Annotated in this window: 15 protein-coding genes; 9 read left to right on the plus strand and 6 right to left on the minus strand. The window is 64.6% G+C overall.

Annotation, left to right across the window (positions count from 1 at the left end; genetic code table 11):
- Window positions 1-33: 33 nt before the first annotated feature.
- From mobF to ACFC4D_RS23105, 3 genes are all read left to right on the plus strand, one after another.
- Window positions 34-5577: a MobF family relaxase gene (gene mobF, locus ACFC4D_RS23095; protein ID WP_376066419.1), complete on the plus strand. Its 5544-nt coding sequence runs from the start codon at window positions 34-36 to the stop codon at window positions 5575-5577.
- A gap of 69 nt (window positions 5578-5646) precedes the next feature.
- Window positions 5647-5853: a hypothetical protein gene (locus ACFC4D_RS23100; RefSeq protein WP_376066421.1), complete on the plus strand. Its 207-nt coding sequence runs from the start codon at window positions 5647-5649 to the stop codon at window positions 5851-5853.
- 89 nt (window positions 5854-5942) lie between these two features.
- Window positions 5943-6362, plus strand: coding sequence for a hypothetical protein (locus ACFC4D_RS23105; protein ID WP_376066424.1), 420 nt, complete (start codon window positions 5943-5945; stop codon window positions 6360-6362).
- 33 nt (window positions 6363-6395) lie between these two features.
- On the opposite strand, the gene ACFC4D_RS23110 is transcribed toward ACFC4D_RS23105, so the two are convergent.
- The 4 genes from ACFC4D_RS23110 to ACFC4D_RS23125 all read right to left on the minus strand — a co-directional run bounded on the left by ACFC4D_RS23110 (window position 6396) and on the right by ACFC4D_RS23125 (window position 9325).
- Window positions 6396-6743 (minus strand): Lsr2 family protein, encoded by a 348-nt coding sequence (locus ACFC4D_RS23110; RefSeq protein ID WP_375960217.1) that lies wholly within the window; start codon window positions 6741-6743, stop codon window positions 6396-6398.
- 115 nt (window positions 6744-6858) lie between these two features.
- Window positions 6859-7347, minus strand: a complete 489-nt coding sequence (locus ACFC4D_RS23115) for a nitroreductase/quinone reductase family protein (RefSeq protein ID WP_376066427.1) — start codon at window positions 7345-7347, stop codon at window positions 6859-6861.
- Window positions 7348-7394: 47 nt separating this feature from the next.
- Window positions 7395-8204: a class I SAM-dependent methyltransferase gene (locus ACFC4D_RS23120; RefSeq protein WP_376066430.1), complete on the minus strand. Its 810-nt coding sequence runs from the start codon at window positions 8202-8204 to the stop codon at window positions 7395-7397.
- A gap of 188 nt (window positions 8205-8392) precedes the next feature.
- Window positions 8393-9325 carry an Ig-like domain-containing protein gene (locus ACFC4D_RS23125; RefSeq protein WP_376066432.1) on the minus strand — a complete coding sequence of 311 codons (933 nt, stop codon included), beginning with the start codon at window positions 9323-9325 and terminating at the stop codon, window positions 8393-8395.
- Between the two features lie 266 nt (window positions 9326-9591).
- Here ACFC4D_RS23125 and ACFC4D_RS23130 point away from each other — a divergent pair, with 266 nt between their 5' ends.
- Entirely contained in the window at window positions 9592-10089 is a 498-nt protein-coding gene (locus tag ACFC4D_RS23130; RefSeq protein ID WP_376066435.1) for a hypothetical protein, read from the plus strand.
- On the opposite strand, the gene aroQ is transcribed toward ACFC4D_RS23130, so the two are convergent.
- Window positions 10001-10591 (minus strand): gamma subclass chorismate mutase AroQ, encoded by a 591-nt coding sequence (gene aroQ, locus ACFC4D_RS23135; RefSeq protein WP_376066438.1) that lies wholly within the window; start codon window positions 10589-10591, stop codon window positions 10001-10003. The two genes, ACFC4D_RS23130 and aroQ, sit on opposite strands and share 89 nt — an antisense overlap.
- A gap of 192 nt (window positions 10592-10783) precedes the next feature.
- Here aroQ and ACFC4D_RS23140 point away from each other — a divergent pair, with 192 nt between their 5' ends.
- The gene (locus ACFC4D_RS23140; RefSeq protein ID WP_376066531.1) at window positions 10784-11398 is read left to right on the plus strand and encodes a TetR/AcrR family transcriptional regulator; all 615 of its coding nucleotides are present in this window, start codon (window positions 10784-10786) and stop codon (window positions 11396-11398) included.
- Here ACFC4D_RS23140 and ACFC4D_RS23145 read toward each other — a convergent pair.
- Window positions 11359-12183, minus strand: a complete 825-nt coding sequence (locus tag ACFC4D_RS23145) for a thioesterase family protein (RefSeq protein ID WP_376066441.1) — start codon at window positions 12181-12183, stop codon at window positions 11359-11361. The genes ACFC4D_RS23140 and ACFC4D_RS23145 overlap by 40 nt on opposite strands.
- Before the next feature lie 293 nt (window positions 12184-12476).
- On the opposite strand from ACFC4D_RS23145, the gene ACFC4D_RS23150 reads away from it, so the two are divergent.
- From ACFC4D_RS23150 to ACFC4D_RS23165, 4 genes are read left to right on the plus strand one after another with little or no spacing between them, the layout of a single operon-like run.
- Entirely contained in the window at window positions 12477-12842 is a 366-nt protein-coding gene (locus tag ACFC4D_RS23150; protein ID WP_376066444.1) for a Zn-ribbon domain-containing OB-fold protein, read from the plus strand.
- Window positions 12839-13981, plus strand: coding sequence for a thiolase family protein (locus tag ACFC4D_RS23155; protein WP_376066447.1), 1143 nt, complete (start codon window positions 12839-12841; stop codon window positions 13979-13981). Before ACFC4D_RS23150 ends, ACFC4D_RS23155 begins: the two co-directional genes overlap by 4 nt.
- Before the next feature lie 34 nt (window positions 13982-14015).
- Window positions 14016-15557, plus strand: coding sequence for a class I adenylate-forming enzyme family protein (locus tag ACFC4D_RS23160; protein WP_376066450.1), 1542 nt, complete (start codon window positions 14016-14018; stop codon window positions 15555-15557).
- A gap of 37 nt (window positions 15558-15594) precedes the next feature.
- A complete protein-coding gene (locus ACFC4D_RS23165) occupies window positions 15595-16347 on the plus strand; it encodes a crotonase/enoyl-CoA hydratase family protein (protein ID WP_376066453.1) in 753 nt (250 codons plus the stop codon).
- The last annotated feature ends 1 nt before the right edge of the window (window position 16348 follow it).

A 16348-nucleotide genomic window follows, 5' to 3' on the forward strand; every position in this document is an offset into this window, starting at 1 on the left:
TTCGATGAACGAGTGACAGCGACACTGCATAAGGTGTTGGCTGGCAACAGTTATCTGTATTACCTACGGCAGGTCGCCGCTGACGATTCCACCAGCCGCGGCCCCGGCACGCTCGCCGACTACTACTCGGTGCGAGGCGAGTCACCTGGCAGATGGCACGGCAGCGGCCTGGCCGCGCTGGGCCTCGAAGCCGGGGACCTGGTCACCGAAGCACAAATGAAACGCCTATTCGGCGAAGGACGCCACCCCGACGCCGATGCCATCGAGACCGCGGTCATCGACCGCGAGATCACCGCCGGTGCCAAAACCAAAGACGCGCTACGCGCGGCAGACCACGCCACCCGCTTGGGGCGTCCATACCGCGTGTACCAGGGCGGCAACGAATTTCGCGAACGGTGCGCGGCAGCCTATGCCCTGCACAACGCCGATCACGGCCTGCCTCGATCCGCAGCGATCGACGACGATGCACGAGCCGGCATCCGCAGCCGCGTCGCCATCTCGATGTTCACCGAGATGATCGGGCGAGCGCCCCTGGATGCACGAGAGTTATCGGGATGGGTGGCCCGAAACTCCCGCCCGCAATCGGCCGCAGTCGCCGGATTCGACATCACCTTCAGCCCCGTCAAGAGCGTGTCAGCACTGTGGGCGATCGCACCGAAGCCGGTGTCCGACGCAATCTCCGCCGCGCACAACAAGGCCATCGATGATGCAGTCGACTGGCTGGAAAAGCACGCGATCTTCTCCCGGTTGGGAACCAACGGGGTACGGCAGGTCAATGTCGAGGGGATCGTCGCCGCACGGTTCGATCACCGCGAATCACGCTGCGGCGACCCTGATTTGCACACACACGTGGTGATTGCCAACCGAGTACGTACCCTCGATGAGCGCTGGCTCACCCTCGATGCGACAGTGATCTATCGGCTGATGGTGACCGTGAGCGAGATCTACAACTCCCGCGTGGAACACCACCTCGAACACGACCTCGCTCTGTCCTTCGACGAACGACCAGGAACCGATCCGTCGAAGCGAACAATCCGCGAAATTGTGTACATGCCAACGGCATTGATCGACCACTGGTCCCGACGAGATGCCGCGATCACCACACGCCTCGATATGCTCGCGGCCAAGTTCGAGCGTGAGGTCGGGCGTGAACCGATACCGAAGGAGATGTTCGTGCTCGCGGAGCGCGCCACCCTCGAAACACGACCCGCCCGACACAAATCGCGGTCCCGGGCCGAACAACGTGCGGACTGGAGCCAACAAGCCGAAACGGTCCTCGGCTCGCCGGAGTTGCTGTCGAAAACGGTGTCGACGATCTTGTCGCACATGCGTGCACCACCCCACGATCTGACCTCAGCAGAGATCGCGCAGATCGGGCGGCGCATTGTCGCGACAGTGTCCGCGGAGCGGTCGAGCTGGCAATGGCATCACGTTCGCGCCGAAGCCGAACGGCGAACGCGCGGGTTGTTGAGCCGAGACCAATGGGCCACCACTGTCGAAGCCGTTGTGGCCGAGGCACTCTCACCTCTCAATGTGGTCGCACGAGGCGATCCGGATGTCACCATGGAGCCGACCCTCGCCGACATTCCACCGCTGTATCAGCGCATAGACCGCACAAGCGTCTACACCGACGTCGGCACGCAGACCTACACCACAGCACATCGGCTGGGCACCACCGAGCAGTTGATCGAGCTGTCACTGCGGCTCGGCGCCCACACTCTCAGTGACGAGACCGTCAATACCGCGGTCCGTGCCTATCACCTCGACCCGGCCAACTCCGGTCGTCGACTCAACTCCGGACAGATCGCGGTAATCACCGATTTCGCCCGATCGCCATGGTTCATCACGACCACAAACGCACCCGCCGGTGCCGGCAAGACCACGGCGATGCGCGTGCTGGCCGATGCCTGGCGCGCCGATGGCGGCACGGTCCTGGGTCTGGCACCCACGGCGGCCGCGGCCGCCGTGCTCGGCGAAGCGATCCACACCCGCGCCGAGACCGCCGACAAACTCCTCGATGTTCTCCATAAACACTCACCCACTGCGGTGATTTCGGCCGATCGACCGCTGCCACCGTCATTGCCGCAGTGGATGCTCGAGATCGATCAACACACCCTGGTCATCATCGATGAACACGTGCGCCTTGGCGATGACAAGCGACTCGAGCTGTTCGACTTCCTCCTCACCCGCCAGGCCGCGGTCCGTTGCCTCGGCGATGATCATCAGCTACCCGCCATCGAAGCAGGGGGCTCGGCAGCCGATACCGCCGATGCCGCGCGCTCGTCGACCATGACGCAGGTCGTACGGTTCGCCTCCACCACCGAGGCCTCGGCCAGTCTCGCCCTGCGGGAGGGTGATCCGAGCGCTCTGGGGTTCTATCTCGACCACCGGCGAGTGCGAGCGGGATCATCGGGCGCGGTGCGCGAGCAGGCCTATGCCGGATGGATCGCCGACCGGCTCGCCGACCGTGACACCGTGATGCTCGCAGCCACCAACAACATGGTCACCGCCCTCAACGACCAGGCTCGCGCCGACCGAATCGCCCGCTCCGACAATGCCGTTGGCGCCGAGACCACTCTTGCGGACGGGTTGCGCGCATCGGTCGGTGACATCGTCAGCACCCGCCGTAACAATTCGAGACTTCGCCTAGGCCAACGAGACTGGGTACGCAATGGCTACCGGTGGACGGTCACCGCAGTTCGGCCCGATGGTGACCTCGCTGTCACCCACCTGCGTTCCGGAGGCCGAGCGGGCGAAACTACCGTACTGCCAGCAGAATACGTGCGCGCACACGTTCGGCTCGGATACGCGATGACGATCGACTCCGCGCAGGGAATCACCGCCGATACCTGCCATGTCGTGCTCGCCGGGAGCGAATCTCGCAACCAGCTCTATGTCGCGCTCACCCGCGGCGCGAGCGCCAACTACGCATATGTCACCACCGCCATCGACGGCAGCGAAGCTTCCTTCTGGACCGAACCCGGGCTGTTCCCCCGTACCGCTGTCGAAGTCCTACAGCGGGTGCTCGCCCGTGACACCACCAAGGCTTCGACGTACACCGAACTGCGCGAGGTGCTCGATCCACATCGGCGCCTGGGGCGCGCCATCGATACCTACCACGATGCCTTGGCGCTCGCCGCCGAGAATGCGTTGGGGGCAGCAGGTTTGATTGCCCTCGACGCCAGCGCTGAACGGGCGTGGCCAGGACTTACCGATGCTCCCGCCTACCCGGCGTTGCGGGAAGTCCTGTCCTTGATCGCTTTGTCGGGAGGCGATCCTGGCGACGCGTTGGCCGATGCGCTCGCCGCACGGGAATTGATCACTGCGGCCGACCCCGCCGCGGTACTGCACTGGCGCCTGGACACCTTGCACGCCTGTCCGCGCGAAATCCAACCACTGCCGTGGCTGCGTTCTCTGCCGAGGAATCTGCCAGAAGGTCTGGTGGGCAACCATCTTCGAGCCCGAGCACGCCTGATCACCGGCCTCGCTGAAACGATCCGAACCAGCGCTCGAACGTGGACACCCGCCACAGCGCCGGTCTGGGCACGCCCACTGCTCGGCAAGGACGCGCTATTGGGCGACCTCGCAGTCTGGCGAGCGGCGAGACATATCGTCGATACCGACCTACGACCCACCGGCCCAACTGCTTTCACCATTCGCGAGCAGGACCATCAGCGACGGTTGGATACACGGGTCGCCGACGTTCTTGGGAACCCGCATAGCCCAGTCTTCGTGTGGTCGCCGGTGGTGAAACAAATCGAGGCGCGCCTCCTCGATGACCCGTGGTGGCCGCAGCTCGCGGACAAAATCGACGCTGCCGCCCGCGCCGGCCTCGATATCGACGCCTTGCTGACGCACGCCGCAACCGAACGGCCCCTGCCCGACGATATGCCCGCTGCGGCACTGTGGTTCCGGCTCGGCCTCGACCCCTCAGCCCTGCAAGCCACCACCACTGCCAAGCATCTGCGCCCGGACTGGATCACTCACCTGTACCTGCTACTCGGCACCGAGTTCACCGACACAATCCTCGCCGACCCTTCGTGGCCACGACTGGTAGCCGCAGTCGATCACGGTACCGAGGCGGGATGGCAAGCGCACGAACTGCTCACCACCGCCCACGAATTGATCACCGCCTCGACACACGATGATCCGGGGCCACCACCGGACCAGTACGCGACCGCTCTCGCATGGCGGATCGAAGCCCTCCTACATCCCGTAACGCCGTCGCCAGCCGTCGACTCACCTTTCGAAAACCACAGCACAGCACCCGATTCGGACGAGTTCATGACCCATGAGGATCGCCACAACACTGCACCGGCCACCGACGAACCGAGCTCCTCCGCGCGTCCCGACACCAGCGAGGAGCTCTCCGGGGACCTTCTCGCCATTGCCGGACTGGTCCACACGGGCCAGCTCAAGGAGGCCAAGGAGGCACTGGTCCGGGCGTCGCACTCGGCAACCGACGAGGAACTCGACGTGCTCCATCGCGTCGCGACCACGCTCTACCGGTACAGCTTCCCTGTCGCCCAGGCACGGCTGCGGTGGGCCGCACAGCAGATTCCCCGGCACCGCGCACTCATCGAGGCCGCCACACCCGAGACCGATCCACACACCTACGGCCCGGATCTCGATAGCTACCAATCGAATACCGGCACCGATAGCCGCTACGCGGCGCGCGACCACGAAACGCGGTTCGACGACACGCCACCGCGCCCCCGTCCCAGCGATACCGAAATCGCCGCCGCACAGGCAACTGCGGAATACCTCGACACACGCGCCGACATCGACGCCCGACCAGAACATCTACCGCTCCCGGACGGCGCGCCCCACCGCTACTACACCTCACATCCACGCGATCCGCGCCCGAGCCACCATCCGCTGGACTACGACCTTGCCGCCGTGCCCGATACCCGCGGATTCGGTTGCGTGCACTGCGGTCTCGAACGCGCCGTCGTCGACTCCATCCCGCGCCCCGGCCGCCGCACTGACGATGGGCTGTGCGGTACATGCCGCGAAAACGGTGCCACCGCCATTCCCGATCATGAACCGCACGAGCATATTTCGGCCCGCTGCGCACACATCGCCGAGACTTACCCGGTGCCAGCCGCGTTGACGATGCTTCGCCGCGACTGGCGCGGCACGCTCAACCCAAATGTCCGCAAGCAGATCCACAACTGGGTGACACGACACCTGACCGATCCAGACCAGCGCCCCCACGCCAAAACTACTGAGGGAGTTGACTCCGCGAACCCGCTCCACTCACTGACCGACGACGAGCTGGTTCACCGCGTCGAGCACATCGCCCGCCGCCTCGCACTCGCTGATGACGAAATGCTGCTCTACGGTCCTGCTCGCTCCCAGCCCGACGCTTCCACGACCACCGCCACCACCGACTGGCTCACTGGCGAGTTGGAGCAACTCGAGCTCGAGCAGCAGCGGCGTGCCCTCCTGATCACAGGGAAAGCCGAGACCGGGAGTCACCTCGATGACCACTCTCCGAGCCACGAATCAGAGAGTCCCGCAACCGATATCGGTCCAACCATGGTTGACCCTCATGCTCCGGGACAGGGTCTGTAACAACGACCGATTACGCATCGATCACGCCATCACGGTTTGATATCCAGCACTTTTGGGCACCCCCAAGGCATGATCATCACCCCGCGTAATCGAACAACGACTACGAGGACAGATCTGGCCTCGGTTACCCTCACCATGCTCACCTGCGCGGTCTTCTTCCTCGGGTTGACCGCGCTCACCGGCTCCTTCTCCACCGCCGCGACCGGCGCCATCGGGTTGTGTGGCGCGGTTGTGCTGGCGATGAAAATGATGGCCCTGCCGAACGATTCGATGTAACTCCGCGGCAGAGACGGTTCGAAATACAGGCATCCCCTAGGGCATTTGCCCGATGTCGGCCGCGGTTGGATTCTCCTAGCGTTGACCACATGTCAGTCACGTTGAATCCATCGATCATCGGCCAGGCCGAGAAGGTGCACACCGCGATCCTCGAGGTCGCCCTGGCGAACACCGGGCTGGATGAGAAGCAGTGGATCACTCTCAACCAGGCCATTGCCATCGACCCGGTCGATACCGCCGAACTCCGCACCCACGTCGTCACCGCGACAAAGCGCACAACTGCCGAAATCGACTCGGCCATAACGCGTTTGAACGAACGCGCCCTACTGGATGATGCCAGGCCGACCGCGGCCGGCCGAGCCCTGGTGGCCGATATCCGCGCAGGCATCGCGCCTGCGCTGGATCGGGCCTACGGCCAGGTGTCGTTGAAGGACAGCGCAATCGCGGCCCAGGCACTGGCCACCATCACCGCCGCACTCTCGCAGGAGCTGAGCAAGATGACGGCGTGATGGCGCTGCCTCCGTGAATCACCAGTGGCGGAATTACTTCTCGACCTTGTTGTACGCGTCCAGGATCTCGGTCGAGACACGGCCGCGCGTGGACACCTCGAAACCGTTCTGGCGAGCCCAATCTCGGATCGCCCGGCTCTGCTCGCGATCGATCGCGGGGCGCGCCTTCGGAGCAGCCGCAGCGGTGCTCTTCGCGCGGCCCCGGCCAAGCTTGCGCGCGTACGGAGTCCACTGCTCGAAGACCTCGCGCAGCTTGGCAGCGTTGGCCGCCGACAGGTCGATCTCGAAATCGACGCCCTCAACGGCGAACAACACCGTCTCCTCCGCGATGGAGTCGCCGTCGAAATCATCCACCATTTCGACGATCACCTTGCGTGCCATGAACAACCAGCCCTTCGTGTCGAACCCGATGCAGTAGAGGCAAATCCTAATGGAGTCGGGGTGTTGGTTCGCCCGTCGGGTGAACGGTACCGAGGAGCACAGCCCTGAGCGCGGGTCAGGTGGCAGCAGGTGTGAGTTGGAATGGATACCAGAGCTCGCCTAGGTGGCGGATGTCGGATTCGCCGAGGTCGGTGATCTGGGTGCCGAGGGCGCTTTGGAGTGTGCTGCGGGCACGGGCGGCGAATTGCGGATCCTGGCATACGGCGGTGAGGAATTGGGTTTTCTCGTCACCGGTGAGTTCGCGGGCGGTGATGTCCTCGGATCGGTTTCGATACAGGAGCTGGGCGGTGCCGCTCGCGCGGAGGTTTCGCGCCCATTGGGTGTCGCCACCCATGGTCATGATGTAGCGGTTGCCGTCGATCACCGCCACTCGGACGGGAATCTCGAAGATCCGCCCGGAACTTCGACCCGATACTCGCAGGGTGCGCAGCAGATCCATATCACTACCCCCGATGCCGACTCCACGCCGGACCAGAAAACGGATGACGGGGTTGACGTATTTGTAGAGCGCCAGTCGGCGAGATGGTTTCGCGTTGGTGGCCATCGGTGCACCTCGATTGGTTCGGCAATGCGTGCCAACCAATGTTCCGCCTAATCGCCGGTGCGGGTGGCGGTCAAGAGTTCCAAAGTGACGGGTTCGATGAACTCCCCGGTTGGCTCCAAATCGAGCAGGGCGGTGGTGAGTGCGTCTTCGAAGGCTGTCTGACGGTCACCGAGCAGGTGGCGCAGCGGCAGGGAAGTTGAGTACAGATAGCCGATGACCTGTTCTATGGTCCATGGCCGCGGGAAGTCGTAGACGTGGCGATTCACGTGCGGGAAGGGCGAATTGGCCAGTATCTGTTCATGGCGAACGAACAGATTGGCTATCGGGACGGGGCGCTCGTCTTGGCCGTTGGGAAGGAAGCGGCGTTGGATATCTGCGATGGTGCGCTGCCAGGTGGTGATCGGGCGAATCAGAAAGGCGTCGCTGGCGATGACCAGAATGCCGTTGTCCTCGACCATCTCGTCGAGGGCGGTCAGGACGCGTGCGCGATCCATCCAATGGAATGAGCGGCCCATAGTAACCAGTCGGAAGCGGCCGAGCTGGCCGGGGAGGTCTGCTGAGGAGCCGTGTGCCCAGGTGACATTCGATATCCCGCGTGCGTGTGCCTGTCGCGCAGCCTCGGTGAGCATTTCGGGTTCGGGGTCCATGCCGACGGCTTCGGCGACGTGGGCCGCAAGCGCGAGGGTCAGCTGGCCGGTGCCGCAGCCCAGGTCGAGTAGACGGCCGGTACCGTCGAGATTCGCGCGCCGGAACACCTCGTCGAGGAAGACCTGCGGATAGCCCGGCCGGAACCGCGCATAATGCCATGCGGTGCCAGCGAATAGGCCATCGGTCGAGTTACCGGGACGATCGGTCATGGCAACCTCCCCCTCCTGAACAACGCCGCCTATTCCCTCGGGCACATGACCGGCCATGGCCAATGATCCCAACGGTACTGGCGTTCAGGGAGATTCGTCTGCCTGTCCGGTTCACCCCGGCCGTCTCGGCGACCACCTCGAAGATGATCGCCGAGACGAGAGACCCGAATCCGCAGCGGGGAGCGGAATCAGAACGAGCCGGTGCTCGGCTTCTGAGTGGTCGGCGGGGTCGTGGTCGTGGTCGGCGGGGTGGTTGTGGTCGTCGGCGGGGCCGTGGTGGTGGTCGGAGGCGGTGTCGTGGTCGGGACCGGCTCGTCGATGACGGTGATCACCTTGGTGGTGGTCGAACCCGCGACATTGGTACGACCGGAGAAGGTCGCGCCGATCGTGTAGGAGCCCGCCGCATTCGGGGTCCACACGGTGGCCGCCTTGCCGTCCGCACCGACCGGGGCGTCGGCGACGACGGTGTCGCCGACCTTGAACTGGACGGTGCCGCCCGGCGCGGCCGGGGACACGCTCGCCTCGAGCGTCACGGGCTTACCGGTCTTCGCGCCACTGACATCGGTGATCGTGGTGGTCGAGACGGCATCAGCGGCAACGGTGATGCTCGGTCCCTTGTCGGCGTAGGTGCCGCTACCGAGGGAGCCGCCGTAGTTCATCGAGGTCGACAGCGGGGTGGCGCGGGCACAGTTGGCACCGACGGTGTACTGCACCTCGAAGGTCTGCGATTTCGGGTTGATGTTCGGGTACACCGGGTATTTGGTGATGCCGAACTCCGCACGCACCCAATCCGGGGATGAGGTGTCCAGGGAGACTTGGTCTCCGCCCATCTTCGCCGAGCCCGCGACGGGGGTCAGGCAGGCCGGGTGCAGGTCCTTGATGTTGTAGATGTACTCCACCGGAATCCCGGTGCGTTCGAATTTGGTTGTGACGGTGACGGTGTCGCCCGGGACCGGGTTGGTGTTGGACACCGTGCGGGTGAACTTGCTGTTGCCGTCACTCCAGGTGATCGTCCCCGGCGCCGCCGAGGCCGTACCGGGCATCAACGCGACCGCGAACCCGGCTGCCACCGCGAACGCCGCGAGCGACCCGCCCACCTGCTTCATTCTCTTATCCACCATCATGTACTCCCACGCACGTCAGGTGCCTCAATGCACCCGAGTTGGCGAGATTAGATCACGGCCGAGCCCTCCCGGAACGTGGTTTTGAAATGATCGTGATTCAAATTAGGATTCGTCGCCCGCTACCGCGCAGCCACACACCACCGCTGATTCGGACCCCACCGATCACGCATTGAACACGCCCCAGACACAGCGGGATTCCGAATTGCGAGGTTGCTCGCGTTTCGTCCGAATTTCAGATTCGACCTCTGACATTCTGTGCCACTATGGCCGACCCCGTGGCAGTGGGCGAAGAACTGAGGTGCGACGTCGAGATCCCACGTGCGGGATCAATCGAACAGGCGTGGTGGCTGGCCACCAATACCGGCACCCTCGATCAGATAGCGGCCGCGCTGACCGAGCTCACCACCCGCGTCGCGCGCGACCTCGAAACCGGCGCGAACAGCTCCGATAGCGAATACCGCTGGTGCTGCTGCCTGGTGTCCCGCGCGGACGGATCGATCGTCGCCGGGTTCCGCGGCCACACGACCACCGCTCAGATCCCCGGCATCCTGACCATGGTCTCCGGCAAACTCATGACCCTGTCCGCCAACACCTTTCGATCGGCGTCAGCGCATGCGGCCGATTCAATACGTGGCACTCATAGTCAGGATCAACGTCCAAAACGTCCGAGCTTCACCCCACCGGACACAGCGGCAGCGTGGCGCGAAATAGAGCCGCCTGATGCAGTGGATCCATTGGTCGAACAGCCAACGTCGCCATGACACTGCGGATTACGAGCGCACCACAGCCCGGCCCGGTCAACGCGGGACGGCGATCCGCCATCTGATCGATGATCTCGACATTCGTCCGGTCGATCTCGGGCCGGACCGCGGTCAAGTCGACCGCGACGGTCGGCGCCGACCCCTGATCGAGATTCCACCGCAGAATCAGCCCGCGCTGCACAATCTTGCTGGCATCGATCTGCCCGGCGAACACCTGATCAACCCACCGCTCGGACAACCCGGACTTCGCACCGAGCGCAGCCATCCCGCTGTACACGACTGCTTCGCGATCAGGATCGTCGATGACCGGTTCCTGCCGCGTCTGCCTGGCCGTCTCCCATTTCGCGGCGGCGACGGCATCGGCCAGTTCGATGCGATCGGCGATGGCCGTCACGAGAGCATCCAGCGAACCAGGTTCGGGAGGTGCGGCGACGCTGACCGGAGCCAGGATCACCGGGATCCCGAGAAAGAGAACCGTCATCACCGCACTCCTGAACCGCATATCTCTCCTAAGCCTGATCGATCGGGGGTATCGCCCGCACGGAATCGCTATGGGGCACGCAAAGTGTGTCCGAATGGCCTGCTCGATAGTAATCAGCGGCCGACACAGGACCGATGGACAGACCTGACCGAAGCCCGCTCAGCACCAATTATGGTTGGTGCTGTGCCAGGTGATCGAGTGCGAAGGTCTGTGATGCCGCCGCATGTCGACAGGCGGTCGGCGGCGGTGCCGGCGGTGACCAAGGACGATGTGCGCGATGCCGCGTTGACGTTGTTCGCCGAGCGCGGCTATCACGGGACATCGCTCAAGGATGTGGCCGGGGCGCTCGGGCTTCGGACCCCGAGTTTGTACGCGCATATCGATTCCAAGCAGTCGCTGCTCGTCGACATCGTGCTGCACACCATCGAGCAGGTGGTCGCCGATTTCGAGGAAGTGCTTGCCGCGGAACGGGATCCGGTCGAGCGGGTGCGAGCCGCGACGCGGGTGTATGCCGCGCACCATGCGACCCATCGGCGGGAGGCGTTGGTGGTGAACCACGAGACCGTGCATCTGGAGGAGCCCGATCTCACTGTGGCACAACAGATGCGGCGTGATCACGAGCATGCTTTCCGGCAGGTGATCGCCGACGGTAAGAGCGCCGGGGTGTTCACCGTCGCCTCCCCCAAGCTCGCGTCCTTCGCGATCCTGGAGATGTGTGTGTCCATCGCACGCTGGTTCAACGACGACGGTGAGATCACCGCAGACGCTGTGGCGGAACAGTATTCGGACTACGCCCTCGCACTGGTCGGAGCTTCCACGGTGAGCTGATCGGCCTCACGGGGGCGCACGGTCAGGGTCTGCTGGGCAATTCCCACCGGTCCATCAAGATCGTGCAGAACCGAGTTGGTCACGCCTTGCCCGTCGCGTCCGAAGACGACGGTGGTGTCGAGCCCGACCCAACGTCCGACCGGCTGCCGGTAGAGGTGAATCGTCAGATCCAGGTTCGGGAACAGCCATTTCGAAGGTTCCTGCCGCACGGCGATGCCGTTGGCCGTATCGACCAGACCGATGTAGGCCGCCAGCTCCGACACCGGTTCGCCCGCGAGCAACTCGACATCCGTGGACACCCACGCGGTCGTGCGGCCCGGTTGCGGAATTCCGATCGGGCGCATATCGATCGATGCGATGTATCCGCCCTCCCACACCTGGGACAGCGGCCATTCGGTCAGCGCGTTCGGTGCCGGGAGGCGTTCGGGTTCACCACCGGCGACCGCGTCGGTGTCCTCGACACAGGCGAACCAGGCGCGTGCGGTCACCGTATCGCGGCCGTCGACGACAGCGGTGGCCTGCACCAATTCGATCGTGCGCCCCGGCCGGAGGATGTCGACCCGAATCTCGAAGGGCGAGAACGCGATCGGGCCGAGGATATCGACGCTGATCCGACTCGCCAGCAGCGTGGGCCGATCCCGCCTGGTCCGCTCGGCTTCGATCTCGCGCACCAGCAGCCCGGCGAGCGGGCTTACATGCTGTTCGGTGGCCGACCAGGCCCCACCGGTATGCGGGGTCGGTGCGAAGCGATGCGGCCCCAATCGCTGGAAGAACGCGCGCGTCATCGGTCGCCTCGCACGGTCGCTGACGGCGCGACCGTGGCATTCCGCATTCTCATGAACTCTCCGCTGCCGTGACGCGCGGGTCGGCTCGAATCCGGCCCGCTCCCTAACTAACGAACGTTAGTTATCAGACCTTACGAGCCACGCCTGGATCGCGTCAACCGAGGTCGGGGCATCTGTTCATTTCACGCACCCGGTGCTAGCTTCTATTTGCTGAACGCTTAACAAGTAACTTGGAGGTTGCGATGCGCACCGCTATCCATCCCCGGCTCTATGACCCCGGACCGGATGATCCCGTGCTCAATGGCGGGCAGTGCGCTCGCTGCGGTCGCGTGTACTTCCCGCCGATCGGGATCGGTTGCGAAAACTGCGGCGCGCCCGCGGAATCGCTCGTACCCAGGGCGTTGCCCACCGCCGGGGTCGTCTTCGCCGTCGCCGAGGTGAACGTGAACACACAGGGCACGAAGCCCTTTTCGGTCACGGAGGTCGTGCTGGCCGCCGGACCGCTGATCCGGGCGGTTGTGCATCCCGCGTCACCACCACTACATATCGGCGACCAGGTACGGGCCCGGTGGCACGTCGTCAAGCGGAACGATGCCGGAGCGGATCTGGTGGAACCGGCATTCATCAAGTCCGCGTCCGCATTTGGAGATTCGAGGTGAGCACCGACGACGCACTACGCCCAGCCTGGGTGGTAGGGGTGGGCCTGCATCCCTACCAGAAACTCGGTGGCACGCCCTATACCGAATTGGGGGTCACCGCGATTCGCGCGGCGCTGGCCGATGCGGGCATCGAGTGGAATCGGGTGCAGACCGCGTACACCGGAACGGCTACCACCTCGATGGCGTTGTCGCGCTTGATGTATCGGCATCTGGGCGCGACCGGGATCCCGATGGTTCAGATCGAGAACGCCTCCGCGTCCGGATCCAGTGCGTTCCGGCAGGCGTATCTCGATATCGCCCACGGCGTGCACGATGTCGCGATTGCGGTCGGGGTGGACAAACCGTTGAGTTTCTCGTCTCCGGCGCGCGTGGCGGGCGTCGACGATCTGGTGGGCAGCCGGATTCTGCCGGTCACGCATTTCGCCCTGCTGGCCTCGCGCTACATGCACGAGACCGGGGCAACGCCGGAACACCTGGCACGGGTGGCGGTCAAGAACAGCCGCAACGCCGTTCACAATCCGAATGCCCAGCGACCACGAGCCCGCACGCTCGAGGAAGTATTGACCCCGCCCGCGCTCAGCGGTGTGCTGACTCGGTTGCAATGCTGCCCGGTCGGGGAGGGCGCGGCGGCCGCGCTCATCGTCTCCGATCGCGCGATCGATGAACTCGGCCTGGATCGCGATCGTGCCGTCCGGATCAGAGCATCGGCACTGAGATCCGAAACATACTATGGCACAGCTAATTTCGATGCCGCGCTGACCGCCGAAACCACAGCCGAAGCACTGTCCACCGCCGGTGTGGCGGTCGAGGAGGTGGATCTGGTCGAACTGCACGACGCCTTCACCATCGAGGAATTGGTGTACCTGGAGGCGATGGGCATCTGCCCGCCGGGGCACGCCGGGCCCGCTTTGGCGGCGGGTGAGTTCGATATCGGTGGCCGCGTCGCGATCAACAGCTCGGGCGGGCTGCTGTCCATGGGCCACCCGATCGGACCGACCGGCATCGGTCAGATCGCGGAGTTGACCACCCAGCTCCGCGGCGAAGCCAGTCTGCGCCAACATCGCGATGCCCGTATCGGTCTGGCCCACATGGTGGGTCTGGGCGCGGTCTGCGCGGTGCACATTCTCTCGCGCGATTAATACGCGCGGCATATCCATCTCACAGGGGACAACGATGACCCAACCCGACCATGGCACTCCCGAATACTGGGCCGCGCACCGACCGGATCAGCCCGCGGTGATCAGCGGCTCCACCGTCCTGACCTATCGACAATGGAATGAGGCCGCCGATCGCGTCGCGGAAGGGCTTGCCCGCCAAGGGCTTCGCCCCGGCGACCGGCTCGGCATGCGGTTCCGGCTCGCACCCGAATGGTTCGTGATCCAGCGGGCACTGCAAAAGCTCGGCGTAGCCCAGGTGGCGGTCAATTGGCGACTGACCCCCGAGGAAACGCTGTACATCCTGCGCGACAGTGACGCGAAAGGATTGGCATGCAACGACATCGACGTCGCCGGGTGGGCCGGTAGCGATATCGGACTGCTGATCACCGTCGCACAGACCTCCGAAGCCGCCGGGTTGCGATATGAGGATCTGCTCGAAACCGACAATGCCCCAGCTCGTTTCGGCCCGGTCCAGCCACTGCTGGTGATGTACACCTCGGGCACCACCGGACGACCGCGCGGGGTGCCGCCGACGAATCCCGCCGAATCGCCCGATCCGGAGCGCCTCTTCCGATACGCGCTCTCGGTGGCCGGAACCCCGCCGCAGCACGATGGTGTCATCGCCTTGCTGACCATGCCCGTGCATCACGGTGCGGGACCGCAGATTTCGGCGCGCACCGCCGCCCGCGGCGGCACGATCGTGAGCCTGGACCCCTTCGACGCCGAACAGGCCCTGCGCCTGATCCACGAGCATCGAATCCAGTCATGGGTCGGTGTTCCCACCATGCTCCAGCGGGTTCAGAAGCTGCCCGAGCAGGTGTTCGCACGGTACGACCTGACCTGCCTGCGCCAAATCGGCGTGGGCGCGGCGCCCGTCCCACAATCGCTCAAACAGTGGGTCATCGAGCGGTTCGGCGACGGGGTGCTGTGGGAGAGCTACGGGGCCAGTGAGCCCGGAATGATCAGCTACACGCCACCGGAATTCCAGCTGAGCAAACCCGGTACGAGCGGTCGACCCTACGACGGGGTCGAGATCGCGATTGTGGACCGGAACTGGGAACCACTGCCCACCGGGCAGGTCGGCGAGATCGCCGTCAGCACTCCAATCGTGTTGCGCCACTATCTCGGTGGACCCGATCTCGGGCAGGACGTGATCAAGGACGGCTTCTATCGCACCGGCGATGTCGGCTACCTCGACGCCGACGGCTTCGTGTACATCACCGACCGGATCAAGGACATGATCGTGGCGGGCGGGGTCAATATCTATCCGGCCGAGATCGAGAAGGCGCTCGCCTCGCATCCGGAGATCGTGGAGGCCGCGGTCATCGGCATTCCCGACGACGACTTCGGAGAGAAACCCCTGGCCTACATCATCACCACGCCCGGGACGAAGCCGACCGAGGACGAACTCCTCGAACACCTGGCAGGTCAGCTCGCGCGCTACAAACGGCCACGCGAGTTCGTCATGGTCGATGATCTGCCGCGCAATCCGGTCGGAAAAGTACTCAAAAACGAACTCCGGCAACCATATTGGGAAGGACGCCACCGCAATGTCTGACACCCCGCCCACCGGGTCAGTGACCTCGGAGCTCATCGTGACCGAAGTCGTAGACCAACACATTCTGGTCATCACCATCAATCGACCGCACCGCCGCAATGCTTTCGACGGAGCCACCGCCCACGCCCTCGAAACGGTCATCGACGAGTACGACGCCGATGACTCGCTGCGCTGTGCGGTCCTGACCGGTTCGGACATCGTCTTTTCCGCGGGGCAGGACCTCATCGCCGCCGCGGAGGGCGATATGGGCGTGACCGAACGCCGTGGCCCGTTCGGAATCATGGCGCAGCCGCCGGCCAAACCCATCATCGCCGCGGTGGAAGGTCACGCGCTCGCCGGTGGGCTCGAACTCTGCCTGGCATGCGATCTGATCGTCTCCTCCCGCACCGCCACCATGGGCTTGCCCGAGGCCGCCCGCTCACTGGTAGCCCTGGGCGGCGGCTGCTTCCGGCTCCCCCGGCGCATCCCCTATCACCTCGCCATGGAACTGATTCTCACCGGAAAGATTTGGCCCGCAACGCGATTCGCAGAGCTGGGACTGGTCAACCGGATCACCGAGCCCGGCCGGGCACTGGCGGGCGCATTGGAGCTCGCACGCGAGATCTGTGCCGCCGGTCCGCTCGCGGTGCGTGCGAGCAAGCAGATCGCCGTGCGCTCACAGGACTGGACCGATGCGCAAGCCTGGGATCACCAGTTGAAATACGTTGCCACCCTGCATGATTCCGAGGACCTGCGCGAGGGGCTACTCGCCTTCGCGCAGAAGCGTCCGCCGGTATGGAAAGGACGCTGAC

The organism is Nocardia sp. NPDC056000 (genome assembly GCF_042269265.1).
Classification (GTDB): Bacteria; Actinomycetota; Actinomycetes; order Mycobacteriales; family Mycobacteriaceae; genus Nocardia.

Excerpts from the sequence above, each read along its gene's own strand:
- ACFC4D_RS23100 (WP_376066421.1), top strand. The coding sequence starts at position 5,647 with ATGATCATCACCCCGCGTAATCGAACAACGACTACGAGGACAGATCTG.
- ACFC4D_RS23105 (WP_376066424.1), top strand. The coding sequence starts at position 5,943 with ATGTCAGTCACGTTGAATCCATCGATCATCGGCCAGGCCGAGAAGGTG.
- ACFC4D_RS23110 (WP_375960217.1), bottom strand. The coding sequence starts at position 6,743 with ATGGCACGCAAGGTGATCGTCGAAATGGTGGATGATTTCGACGGCGAC.
- ACFC4D_RS23115 (WP_376066427.1), bottom strand. The coding sequence starts at position 7,347 with ATGGCCACCAACGCGAAACCATCTCGCCGACTGGCGCTCTACAAATAC.
- ACFC4D_RS23120 (WP_376066430.1), bottom strand. The coding sequence starts at position 8,204 with ATGACCGATCGTCCCGGTAACTCGACCGATGGCCTATTCGCTGGCACC.
- ACFC4D_RS23125 (WP_376066432.1), bottom strand. The coding sequence starts at position 9,325 with ATGGTGGATAAGAGAATGAAGCAGGTGGGCGGGTCGCTCGCGGCGTTC.
- ACFC4D_RS23130 (WP_376066435.1), top strand. The coding sequence starts at position 9,592 with ATGGCCGACCCCGTGGCAGTGGGCGAAGAACTGAGGTGCGACGTCGAG.
- aroQ (WP_376066438.1), bottom strand. The coding sequence starts at position 10,591 with ATGCGGTTCAGGAGTGCGGTGATGACGGTTCTCTTTCTCGGGATCCCG.
- ACFC4D_RS23140 (WP_376066531.1), top strand. The coding sequence starts at position 10,784 with ATGCCGCCGCATGTCGACAGGCGGTCGGCGGCGGTGCCGGCGGTGACC.
- ACFC4D_RS23145 (WP_376066441.1), bottom strand. The coding sequence starts at position 12,183 with ATGACGCGCGCGTTCTTCCAGCGATTGGGGCCGCATCGCTTCGCACCG.
- ACFC4D_RS23160 (WP_376066450.1), top strand. The coding sequence starts at position 14,016 with ATGACCCAACCCGACCATGGCACTCCCGAATACTGGGCCGCGCACCGA.